This is a genomic window from Streptomyces sp. BE20 (assembly GCF_036322525.1).
In the GTDB taxonomy this organism is placed as follows: Bacteria; Actinomycetota; Actinomycetes; order Streptomycetales; family Streptomycetaceae; genus Kitasatospora.
The window spans coordinates 67,176-78,340 of sequence record NZ_JAQYWW010001119.1; the positions used below are offsets into that span (position 1 = coordinate 67,176).

An 11,165-nucleotide genomic window follows, 5' to 3' on the forward strand; every position below is an offset into this window, starting at 1 on the left:
CTCCAAGTTGACGTTTTTCGAGGGGCGGCACCGCAGTCCGGTGCCGCCCTTCGGCATGTCCGGATACGTCTGTTTTCGGCCAATCGGCTAGTGCAACGGAGTGAACGTCTGGCTGATCACGGTCAACCTCTTTCGGCCCGCGCGCCACCCTCCTAGCATTGCGCGGCGCGCATCCGGACTGTGACGCCGCTCACGTCCGATCGTTCCACTGGTGCGACCACTACGCCGAAGGAGTGAGGAGTCAGAGTGGAATCGCCGCCGATCACCACCACCGCCAAGGAAACCCAACTCATCGAGGAGGGCGCGGAGTTCCGCGCCCTCCGGCGCTCGTTCCGGAACTTCGCGTTCCCGGTCACCATCGGCTTCGTCCTCTGGTACCTGCTCTACGTGCTGCTCTCCAGTTACGCCCCCGGCCTGATGGGCACCAAGGTCGTCGGGCACATCAACATCGCCCTGGTCCTCGGACTGCTGCAGTTCGTCACCACTTTCGCCATCGCGGCCTGGTACGCGCGCTACGCGGACCGGAGGCTCGACCCACCTGCCGCCGCCATCCGCGAGGCGCGCGGCGCGGTGGTCCACGCCCCCCGGGAGGCCGCCGAATGACCCTGCTCGCCAGCCATGCCGCGAGCGCCGTCGCGCTCGCCGACCCCCTCACCCTCGCCGCGGGCGCCACCGAGCACCGCGGTCTGACGATGACCCTGTTCGGCCTCTTCGTGCTCGCCACCCTCGGCATCACCGTCTGGGCCGGGCGGCAGACCAAGGACGCCGCCGACTTCTACGCCGGCGGCCGCAGCTTCTCCGGCTTCCAGAACGGTCTGGCCATCTCCGGCGACTACATGTCGGCCGCGTCCTTCCTCGGTATCGCCGGAGCCATCGCGCTCTTCGGCTACGACGGCTTCCTCTACTCGATCGGCTTCCTGGTCGCCTGGCTGGTCGCGCTGCTGCTGGTCGCCGAGCCGCTGCGCAACGCCGGCCGCTACACCATGGCCGACGTGCTGGCCTTCCGGATGCGCCAGCGGCCCGTCCGCACCGCCGCGGGCATCTCCACCATCGTGGTGTCGATCTTCTACCTGCTCGCCCAGATGGTCGGCGCGGGTACCCTGGTCGCCCTGCTGCTCGGCGTCAGCGGGGACAGCGCCAAGCGGTGGACGATCGTCGCGGTCGGCGCCCTGATGGTCGTCTACGTCGCCATAGGGGGTATGAAGGGCACCACCTGGGTGCAGATCGTCAAGGCCGTGCTGCTGATCGCCGGCACCGCCCTGATGACCGTCCTGGTGCTGGCCAAGTACAACTTCAACATCTCCGCACTGCTCGGCGCCGCCGCCGACGCCAGCGGCAAGGCCAACGCCTTCCTCGAACCCGGGCTGAAGTACGGCGCCACCGGGACCAGCAAACTCGACTTCATCAGCCTCGGCCTGGCGCTCGTGCTGGGCACCGCGGGCCTGCCGCACATCCTGGTCCGCTTCTACACCGTGCCCACCGCCAAGGCGGCCCGGAAGTCGGTGCTCTGGGCCATCGGGATCATCGGCGGCTTCTACCTGATGACCCTGGCGCTCGGCTTCGGCGCGGCGGCCCTGGTCGGACCCAAGGCGATCAAGGCGGCCAACGCGGCCGGCAACACCGCGGCCCCGCAGCTCGCCGAGACGCTCGGCGGCGGCTCGGGCACCACCGGCGGGGCCGTCCTGCTGGCGGTGATCTCCGCGGTCGCCTTCGCCACCATCCTCGCCGTGGTGGCCGGCCTCACCCTGGCCTCCTCGGCCTCCTTCGCACACGACCTCTATGCCAACGTCATCCGGCGGGGCAAGGTCACCGAGCGGGAGGAGGTCCACGCGGCCAAGTGGGCCGCCGCCGCGATCGGCGCGGTGGCGATCGTGCTGAGCCTCTTCGCGGACAAGCTCAACACCGCCGCGCTGGTCGCACTGGCCTTCGCGGTGGCCGCCTCGGCCAACCTGCCCACGCTGCTCTTCTCGCTGTTCTGGAAGCGCTTCAACACCGCGGGCGCGGTCAGCTCGGTCTACGCCGGTCTGATCAGCTCGGTGGTGCTGGTGGCGTTCTCCCCGGTCGTCTCGGGTGGCAAGAACTCGCTCTTCCCGCACTCCGACTTCCAGTGGTTCCCACTGGAGAACCCCGGCCTGGTCTCCATCCCGGTCGGCTTCCTGGCGGGCTGGATCGGCACCGTGCTCTCGCGCGAGCCGGCCGACCCGGCGAAGTACGCTGAACTGGAGGTCCGCTCGCTGACCGGACTGGGCGCCCACTGACGAACGGCCGATGGCTAAGCTGGCCCGGCCCGCCGCGACGGCGGGCCGGGTCGGCCGCTGTCCAGGGCCGCCACTCTCGGGAAGGGATCGCCGTGCTGCTCGACACCTTCGGCCGCCGCGCCGTCGACCTGCGGGTCTCCCTCACCGACCGGTGCAACCTGCGCTGCACCTACTGCATGCCGGAGGAGGGCCTGCAGTGGTTGGCCAAGCCGGAGCTGCTCACCGACGAGGAGATCGTCCGGCTGGTGACCGTCGCCGTCCGCGACCTCGGTGTCCAGGAGGTCCGCTTCACCGGCGGGGAGCCGCTGCTGCGGCCCGGCCTGGTGGCCGTCGTCGCCGCCTGCGCCGAGCTGACGCCGCGCCCCGAGCTCTCGCTCACCACCAACGGCATCGGCCTGGCGCGGACCGCGGGGGCGCTGCGCGCCGCCGGCCTCGACCGGGTCAACGTCTCGCTCGACACGCTGGACCCGGACACCTTCCACACCCTCACCCGGCGCCGCCGCCACCAGGACGTGCTGGACGGACTGGCCGCCGCCGAGGACGCCGGGCTGACGCCGGTCAAGCTCAACGCGGTGCTGATGCGCGGGGTCAACGACCACGAGGCGCCCGAGCTGCTCGCCTGGTGCCTGGAGCGCGGCTACGAGCTGCGGTTCATCGAGCAGATGCCGCTGGACGCCCAGCACGGCTGGGACCGCTCGGCCATGGTCACCGCGGAGGAGATCCTGGACCGGCTGGCCACCAGGTTCACGCTCACCCCCGAGTCGTCCGCCGGCCGGGGCGCCGCTCCCGCGGAGCGCTGGGTCGTGGACGGGGGTCCGGCCCGGGTCGGGGTGATCGCCTCGGTGACCCGCCCGTTCTGCCGCGCCTGCGACCGCACCCGGCTGACCGCCGACGGGCAGGTGCGCAACTGCCTCTTCGCGAGTGGCGAGACCGACCTGCGGACGGCGCTGCGCTCGGGGGCCGACGACGCCGAGCTGGGGGCGCTCTGGCGCCGGGCGATGTGGGGCAAGAAGGCCGGTGCCGGGATCGACGACCCGGAGTTCCACCAGCCCGACCGCCCGATGTCGGCGATCGGCGGCTAGGGTCCGGCCCCGGTCGCCGGCCGGACCGTGCCGGGCCCGGGCTCAGCCCTCTGCGGGGGTGCCGTCCGTGGGGTCGCCCTCTTCGGCGCTCCGGTCGGTGAAGGCGACGACCTCCTTGAGGAAGCCGCGCACGCCCAGGAACTGGGAGAGGTGCTCGCGGTGCTCCGGGCAGGCGAGCCAGGTCTTGCGGCGGTCCGGGGTGTGCAGCTTGGGGTTGTTCCAGACCAGCACCCACGCGGCGTCGGACCGGCAGCCCTTGGCGGAGCAGATCGGGGTCTGCGGCTGGGTGTCCGGGAACAGCATGGCGTCGTCCTCAGGCGGTCGGCGGGTGGGTCGTCACCGCCAGTCTGTCACGCGCCCGGAGGGGGTCCGTCCGCCGTCCGGCGGGCCTGCGGCCCCGCGGTGCGCGCGGGCATGGCGACGCCGGGCAGCCACGGGGGGAGCCGCCCGGCGTCGGTCCGTCGCTCCGACGGGGGATGCGGAGCGCGTACGCAGTATGTCACGGTCCGACCCGGGCATGGGGAGGTCTTGCATGATTAATCTGAGCTTCTTCTGAGCTTTCTGTGGAATGCAACGGCGGAAAACAGATCAAAACGGGCAGTCAGTTCGACGTCTGTGAAGAATCGGTGGGCATGCGCTCGGCCACATCGGTACCGTGCGTCACACCGGACCCGCCCCTCCCGCCGGGGCCGAGCATCAGCGGAGTGGTCGGCGGCACGTCGAAGGTGGAGGGCAGGCCCGGCGCCCGTTCCCGGCCCGCGTTGGCGATCAGCACCGCGAAGTACGGCAGCAGCACCCCGCCCGCCAGTGCCGCGACCGCCACCCAGCGCTGGACGTCCCACAGCACCACCGCGAGCAGCACGCAGACCGTGCGCAGCAGCATCGAGGCCACGTAGCGGCGCTGCCGCCCGCGGACGTCCTCGGTCAGGCTGCTGCGGGCCCCCGTGATCCGGAAGACCTCGTCGTCGCCGGCGCTCTTTCCCATGTCCAACCGCCCTCGTCCGCGCACCCGCGCGCCTCGCCGCGCGGCCTTCCCACGGTACGCCGCAGGGCGACCGGCGACGAGACCGGGTCGGACGGACACGCGCCCCTACGGCTGGGAGAGGTACTCCGGCGGCACCGCGTCGGTCAGCCAGACGCCGTTGGCGCTGATCCGGAACTCGTGGCCGGCCGCCGCCATCGCGGCGGCGTCGACCTCCAGCACCACCGGACGGCCGTGCCGGGCGCCCACCCGGGTGGCCGTCCCGGTGTCGGCGGACAGGTGGACGTCCTGCCGGGCCATCGGCCGCAGGCCCTCGCGGAATATCGCGTCCAGGCTCCGGGCGGCGGTGCCGTGGAACAGCACCGCCGGGGGCGCGGCGGCGGCCAGACCGAGGTCGACCGCCACCGTGTGCCCCTGGCTGGCCCGGATCGAGAGGCCGTCCTCCGAGTAGGCGAAGCGGCGCTTGTTGTTGGTCGCCACCACGTGGTCCAGCTCGACCCGGGTGAGTCGGGTGCCCCGGGCCGCCAGGGCGGCCAGCAGGACGTCCACCCGGACCCAGCCGGCCCCGTCCAGCGTCACCCCCACCCGCTCGGGCTCGTGCCGCAGGATGCGGGACAGCATCTTGCTGGTCCTGACCGTGCGCTTCTCGTCCACGTTCCTCGTTCCCTCCCCCCGGCCGGCCCGGCTACGACGCCTGGCTGACCGAACTCATGTTGAAGCCCTCGACCCGCACCGGCGGCATCGCGGTCCGGGTGAACCAGTCGCTCCACTCGCGCGGCAGGCAGCGCTCGGTGCGGCCCACCTCGGTGATCCGGCCGAGCAGCTCCACCGGCGACTCGTTGAACCGGAAGTTGTTCACCGCACCGACCACCCGGCCGTTCTCCACCAGGTAGACGCCGTCCCGGGTCAGACCGGTGAGCAGCAGCGTCGCCGGGTCCACCTCGCGGATGTACCAGAGGCAGGTGAGCAGCAGCCCCCGCTCGGTCCGGGCGATCATCTCCTCCAGGGTCGGCGCCGCCGCCTGGTCGGCCGTCTCCAGGACCAGGTTGTCGACCGCCGGGCGCAGGGCGAGCGACGTCAGGCCGGCCGAGTGGCGGCTGGTGACCAGCCCGGCCAACTCGCCGTCCCGGATCCAGTCGGTCCTCGACAGCGGCAGGCCGTTGTCGAAGACCGAGGCGTCGCCCTCGGTGGCGTGCGCCAGCACGAACGGCGCCGCCTCCAGGCCGGGCTCGTCCGGGTCGGAGCGCAGCGTCAGCGGCAGCCCGCTGAGCTTGTCGCCGATCCGGGTGCCGCCGCCGGGCCGGGAGAAGACCGTCCGGCCCTCGAAGGCGTCCCGGCCGCCGGCGGACCAGTTCAGGTAGACCATGAGGTCGGCGACGGCGGAGGGCGGCAGCAGCGTCTCGTACCGGCCGGCCGGCAGGTCGATCCGCCGGGAGCCCCAGCCGAGCCGGGTGGTCAGACCGGCGTGCAGGGCGGTGACGTCCACGTCGGAGAAGTCCCGGGTGGCGGCGCCGGCCCAGGCCGAGCCGGACAGGTCGGCGGTCTTGGCGTTCAGCTCGACCGTGCCGGTCGGCTGGTCGTGGCGCAGCCGCAGGCCGGTGGAGGTGCCCAGGTAGCTGGAGACCAGCTCGTGCCGGGCGAAGCCGTACAGCAGTTCGCCCTGGGCGGCGGCCCGGGCGAAGGCGGTGCCGAGGGCCGGCGCGAACTCCTCGAAGACCGCGACCGACGTCTCCGCCGGGGGCTCGGTGAAGTGCGGAGAGGCCGGCTGGTCGGCGACCGTGACCAGGGGCTGGGCGTCCTCGGCCGGCCCGGCCGCGCGGGCGGCCTCCTCGGCGGCCCGGACCAGGTCCGCCACGTCGTCGGACGTGACGGCCTCGCGGGAGACCACGCCGGAGGCGGTGCCCTCGGCGCCGGCCACCGTGGCGATCACGGTGAGCCGGCGGCCCCGGGTGACACCGTTGGTGGTCAGCGCGTTGCCCGCCCAGCGGAGGTTGGCGGTCGACTCCTCGTCGGCGATCACCACGCAGCCGTCGGCGCGGGAGAGGCCGAGTGCCAGCTCGACGAGTTCGTGGGGCTGCATCGCGGTCATCAGTGACCCGCCTCCTGCTGGGTGTTGAGCACGTTGACGTTGCGGAACAGCGCCGAGGGGCAGCCGTGGCTGACCGCCGCGACCTGGCCGGGCTGCGCCTTGCCGCAGTTGAAGGCGCCGCCCAGCACGTAGGTCTGCGGCCCGCCGACGGCCGTCATCGAGCCCCAGAAGTCGGTGGTGGTGGCCTGGTAGGCGAAGTCCTTGACCTGGCCGGCGAGTTCGCCGTTCCGGATGGCGTAGGCGCGCTGCCCGGTGAACTGGAAGTTGTACCGCTGCATGTCGATCGACCAGGAGCGGTCCCCGACGATGTACAGGCCGTTCTCGACGCCCTCGAACAGGCCCTCGGTGGACGGGCCGTCGGCGGCCGGCCGGAGCGAGACGTTGGCCATCCGCTGGACCGGGACGTGCGCCGGCGAGTCGGCGAAGGCGCAGCCGTTGGAACGCTCGAAACCCTTCAGCTTCGCCATGCCGCGGTCGAGCTGGTAGCCGGTCAGGACGCCGTCCTTCACGAGGTCCCACGACCGGGTGGCGACACCCTCGTCGTCGAAGCCGATGGTGGACAGGCCGTGCTCGGCGGTGCGGTCGCCGGTGACGTGCATCAGCTCGGAGCCGTACTTCAGCGAGCCGAGCTTGTCGAAGGTGGCGAAGGACGTCCCGGCGTAGGCCGCCTCGTAGCCGAGCGCGCGGTCCAGTTCGGTGGCGTGGCCGATCGACTCGTGGATGGTCAGCCAGAGGTTGGACGGGTCGATGACCAGGTCGTAGCGGCCCGGCCGGACGCCCGGCGCCTTCCTCTTCTCGGCCAGCAGGACCGGCAGCTCGGCCAGCTCGGCGTCCCAGTCCCAGCCGGTGCCCGTCAGGTACTCGAATCCGCGCCCGACCGGAGGGGCCAGCGTCCGCATCGAGTCGAAGGCGCCGGTGCGTTCGTCCACCGAGGTGGCCTCCAGCACCGGGTGCAGCCGGATCCGCTGCTGGGTGGTGACGGTGCCGGCGGTGTCCGCGTAGAACTTGTTCTCCTGGACGGTCAGCAGGGTGGCCTGGACGTGCGAGACGCCCCCGGCGGCCAGCAGCCGCGAGCTCCAGTCGGCCAGCAGCGCCGTCTTCTCGGCGTCCGGCACCTCGAACGGGTTCACGTCGTAGGCGGAGACCCAGGTGGCGTCCGGGTAGACCGGCTCGTCGGCCAGCTCCACCCGGTCGGTCGACCCGGCCGCACGGCTGATCCCGCCGGAGAGCCGGGCCACCGCGACGGCCTGCTCGGCGACGCCCGCCGCCGCCTCCGGGGTGAGGTCGACCCCGGCGGCGAAGCCCCAGGCGCCGTCCAGCAGCACCCGGACGGCGAAACCGAGCTGGAGGCTGTCGGAGGTGCCGGACGGCCGGGCGTCGCGCAGCCGCCACGAGGCGCTGCGGACCCGTTCCAGGCGGAAGTCGGCGTGCTCGGCGCCGAGCCGGCGCGCGCGGTCCAGGGCGGCGTCGGCGAGGGCGCGCAGCGGATAGCCGAGGAAGAGCGGGTCGACGGCGCGCGGGGCGCCGGCGCTGCTGGTCGGGGGCAGCGGAGGCAATCGGGCTCCCTGGTCGGGCGGAATGGCGGTGCGGGCACCCGGGATGCAGGGGTACCCGCACGGCATCATTTCCCGTCAAAGGGCTTTGGGCCAGCGCATTTCCCCCGTGACACGCGCAGCTCCGCGGTTCCGCTACCCGACCGCCTCCCACCAGCCGTCCAGCTCCGGCGGGTTGTCGACGTCCACGCGCTCACCGGGGCGCGGCACCGCCAGCCGTACGCCCTGCTCCTTGGCCTCGACCAGCAGCCGTTCGACCGGCTCGGCCCACGGGTGCAGGCCGAGGTTGAAGGTGCACCAGTGGACCGGCACCAGCAGGTCCGCGCCCAGCTCGCGGTGGGCGAGCACGGCGTCCTCCGGCGTCATGTGGATGTCCGCCCAGGCCGGGTCGTAGGCGCCGACCTGGACCAGCGCGGCGTCGAACGGGCCGTGCTGGGCGCCGATCCGCCCGTAGCCCTCGAAGTAGCCGGAGTCGCCGGTGTAGAAGACCTTGCGGGTCGCCCCCGCGACCACCCACGAGCCCCAGAGCGTCGTGTTGCGGGTCAGACCGCGGCCGGAGAAGTGGTGGGCGGCGGTCAGCGTGAGCGCCAGCTCGCCGAGCGTGCAGGTCTCGTCCCAGTCCAGTTCGATGATCCGGTGCTCCGGCACCCCCCAGCGGCGCAGGTGGGCGCCGATGCCGAGCGGCACCGCGAACGGTGCCGACTGGCTGCGCACCAGCCGGCGGACGGTCGCCATGTCCAGGTGGTCGTAGTGGTCGTGCGAGATCAGCACCGCGTCGACCTGCGGCAGCTCTTCCAGCTCCACCGGTACCGGGTGCAGCCGGCGCGGGCCGACCTGCGTGGCGGGGGAGCAGCGCTCGCTCCAGATCGGGTCGAGCAGCACGCGGGAGCCCTCGATCTCGACCAGCGCCGAGGCGTGCCCGTACCAGGTGATCGCGACACCCTCGGCGGCCGGGCCCGCCCCGCCGGCCGGCCGGACGGTCGGCACCGGGAGGCGCGGCGTCCGGCCCTCGCGCTGGAACAGCATCCGGCGCACCGTGTCCCCGTCGAAGGACGGACTGCCGGCCGGCCGGGCCAGCTCGGAGGGCGCGTTGTGGAAGACGCCGTCGCGGTACTGCGGCGAGTTGCGCAGCCGCTCCTCCCGCTCCCCGTCCGGCCGCCGACCGAACGCCGCCGGCAGGTCGCGCAGCGCCCAGGCGACCGCTCCCGCACCGGCCGCCAGCGCGGCCAGGGCCAGCAGTCGTCCGCGCCGGTGGGTGGTCCCCGGCTGTGCCTCGCTCATCCGCGCTCTGCCTCCGCTCGTCGCCGGGGCCTGGTCCGGCGTTGCTGTGCGGCGGCCCCGACTCGTACCGCACCACGGGGGCAACGGGTGCACCCCGCCGCCGGGTTCCCGATCCGGCACGCAGCGGACACCACAACGCCGGGCCGGCGGTCCGGCGGATCGGGCGAAAATGGCATGGGCACGGATTGTCGGATACCGACAGTTCCTTTGGTGCGGCGCTGTGGGAGCTCGATTCGCCGCCGCGCCGGGCCGACCGATAGCGTCACACCGCGTACATGATTGCGACGTACGCGGACATCACGGCGTACGCACACTACGGAGAGAGGTGGATCGTTGAGCCGCTCGGTTCTCGTCACCGGAGGTAACCGGGGCATCGGCCTCGCGATCGCCCTGGCCTTCGCCGAGGCGGGCGACAAGGTCGCCATCACCAGCCGGTCGGGCGAGGTGCCCGAGCAGCTGGCCAAGTACGACGTGCTCGCGGTTCGCTGCGACATCACCGACAGCGCCCAGGTCGACGCGGCACTGACCGAGGTCGAGGGCGCGCACGGCGCGGTCGAGGTGCTGGTCGCCAACGCCGGGATCACCCACGACACGCTGCTGCTGCGCATGTCGGAGGAGGACTTCACCTCCGTCCTGGACACCAACCTCACCGGTACGTTCCGCGTCATCAAGCGCGCCTCCCGGCTGATGATGCGCGCCCGCAAGGGCCGCATCGTGCTGATCTCCTCGGTGGTCGGCCTCTCCGGCTCGCCGGGCCAGTCCAACTACGCCGCCTCCAAGGCCGGTCTGGTCGGCTTCGCCCGCTCGCTCGCACGCGAGCTCGGCCCGCGCAACATCACCGTCAACGTGGTCGCCCCCGGCTTCGTGGACACCGACATGACCGCGGTGCTCAGTGACGAGCGCCGCGCGGAGATCGTCGCCGGCGTGCCCCTGGGCCGCTACGCGGCGCCCGCCGAGGTCGCTTCCACCGTGCGGTTCCTCGGTTCGGACGAGGCCGCGTACATCACCGGAGCCGTCATTCCCGTCGACGGCGGATTGGGCATGGGTCACTGACATGAGCGGAATCCTTGAGGGCAAGCGGATCCTCGTCACCGGTGTGCTGATGGAGTCCTCCATCGCGTTCCACACGGCCCGGCTGGCCCAGGAGCAGGGCGCGGAGATCATCCTCACCGCCTTCCCGCGGCCGAGCCTCACCGAGCGCATCGCCAAGAAGCTGCCCCACCCGGTGAAGGTCCTCGAACTGGACGTCTCCAGCGAGGAGCAGCTGGCCGGCATCGCCGACCAGGTCCGCGAGCACCTGCCGAGCCTGGACGGCATCGTCCACTCGATCGGGTTCGCCCCGCAGGACGCCCTCGGCGGGAACTTCCTCAACACCCCGTGGGAGTCCGTGGCGACCGCCATGCAGGTCTCGGCGTTCTCGCTGAAGTCGCTGACCATGGCGCTGCTGCCGCTGATGCAGGACGGTGGCTCGGTCGTCGGTCTGACCTTCGACGCCCAGTTCGCCTGGCCGAAGTACGACTGGATGGGCCCGGCCAAGGCCGCGCTGGAGGCCACCTCCCGCTACCTGGCCCGTGACCTCGGCCCGCGCGACATCCGCGTCAACCTGGTCTCGGCCGGTCCGATCGGCTCGATGGCCGCCAAGTCCATCCCGGGCTTCGGCGACCTGGCCGCCACCTGGGACAACCGCTCGCCGCTGAAGTGGGACGTGAGCGACCCGGAGCCGGCCGGCCGCGGCGTCGTCGCCCTGCTCTCGGACTGGTTCCCGAAGACCACCGGCGAGATCGTCCACGTGGACGGCGGCCTGCACGCCATCGGCGCCTGACCACCCGCGTCCCGCGCCCCCGCCCGGCTCTCCTTCCGTCGAGGAAGGGGCCGGGCGGTGTGCTGTCCGTGGCACGGCACGACTGCGGGGCGGTCGGT

At 72.6% G+C, this 11,165-nt stretch carries 11 protein-coding genes; 5 read left to right on the forward strand and 6 right to left on the reverse strand.

The genetic code is table 11. The features are described from left to right. Window positions 1-246 precede the first annotated feature (246 nt). From PUR61_RS34295 to moaA, 3 genes are all read left to right on the forward strand, one after another. Window positions 247-603 (forward strand): DUF485 domain-containing protein, encoded by a 357-nt coding sequence (locus tag PUR61_RS34295; RefSeq protein WP_329883435.1) that lies wholly within the window; start codon window positions 247-249, stop codon window positions 601-603. Beyond that, on the forward strand, window positions 600-2,258 hold the full coding sequence (locus PUR61_RS34300) for a solute symporter family protein (RefSeq protein WP_329883436.1): 1,659 nt from the start codon (window positions 600-602) through the stop codon (window positions 2,256-2,258). The genes PUR61_RS34295 and PUR61_RS34300 overlap by 4 nt, the downstream gene beginning before the upstream one ends. Before the next feature lie 92 nt (window positions 2,259-2,350). Next, on the forward strand, window positions 2,351-3,340 hold the full coding sequence (gene moaA, locus PUR61_RS34305) for a GTP 3',8-cyclase MoaA (RefSeq protein ID WP_329883437.1): 990 nt from the start codon (window positions 2,351-2,353) through the stop codon (window positions 3,338-3,340). Between the two features lie 42 nt (window positions 3,341-3,382). Here the strand turns inward: moaA and PUR61_RS34310 are convergent, their stop codons facing one another. From PUR61_RS34310 to PUR61_RS34335, 6 genes are all read right to left on the reverse strand, one after another. Next, on the reverse strand, window positions 3,383-3,643 hold the full coding sequence (locus PUR61_RS34310) for a hypothetical protein (RefSeq protein WP_329883438.1): 261 nt from the start codon (window positions 3,641-3,643) through the stop codon (window positions 3,383-3,385). A 298-nt stretch (window positions 3,644-3,941) separates the two neighbouring features. Beyond that, entirely contained in the window at window positions 3,942-4,325 is a 384-nt protein-coding gene (locus PUR61_RS34315) for a DUF3099 domain-containing protein (protein WP_329883439.1), read from the reverse strand. 105 nt (window positions 4,326-4,430) lie between these two features. Further along, complete coding sequence (locus PUR61_RS34320; protein WP_329883440.1) at window positions 4,431-4,976, reverse strand: RNA 2'-phosphotransferase; 546 nt, start codon at window positions 4,974-4,976, stop codon at window positions 4,431-4,433. Between the two features lie 31 nt (window positions 4,977-5,007). Beyond that, window positions 5,008-6,411 carry a metallopeptidase TldD-related protein gene (locus PUR61_RS34325; protein ID WP_329883441.1) on the reverse strand — a complete coding sequence of 468 codons (1,404 nt, stop codon included), beginning with the start codon at window positions 6,409-6,411 and terminating at the stop codon, window positions 5,008-5,010. Further along, window positions 6,411-7,958, reverse strand: a complete 1,548-nt coding sequence (locus PUR61_RS34330; protein WP_329883464.1) for a TldD/PmbA family protein — start codon at window positions 7,956-7,958, stop codon at window positions 6,411-6,413. The genes PUR61_RS34325 and PUR61_RS34330 overlap by 1 nt, the downstream gene beginning before the upstream one ends. A gap of 141 nt (window positions 7,959-8,099) precedes the next feature. Continuing rightward, window positions 8,100-9,245: an MBL fold metallo-hydrolase gene (locus PUR61_RS34335; protein WP_329883442.1), complete on the reverse strand. Its 1,146-nt coding sequence runs from the start codon at window positions 9,243-9,245 to the stop codon at window positions 8,100-8,102. 333 nt (window positions 9,246-9,578) lie between these two features. Here PUR61_RS34335 and fabG point away from each other — a divergent pair, with 333 nt between their 5' ends. Both fabG and fabI read left to right on the forward strand, forming a co-directional pair. Beyond that, the gene (gene fabG / locus PUR61_RS34340) at window positions 9,579-10,298 is read left to right on the forward strand and encodes a 3-oxoacyl-[acyl-carrier-protein] reductase (RefSeq protein WP_329883443.1); all 720 of its coding nucleotides are present in this window, start codon (window positions 9,579-9,581) and stop codon (window positions 10,296-10,298) included. A gap of 1 nt (window position 10,299) precedes the next feature. Next, complete coding sequence (fabI, locus tag PUR61_RS34345; RefSeq protein WP_329883444.1) at window positions 10,300-11,067, forward strand: enoyl-ACP reductase FabI; 768 nt, start codon at window positions 10,300-10,302, stop codon at window positions 11,065-11,067. Window positions 11,068-11,165: the final 98 nt, after the last annotated feature.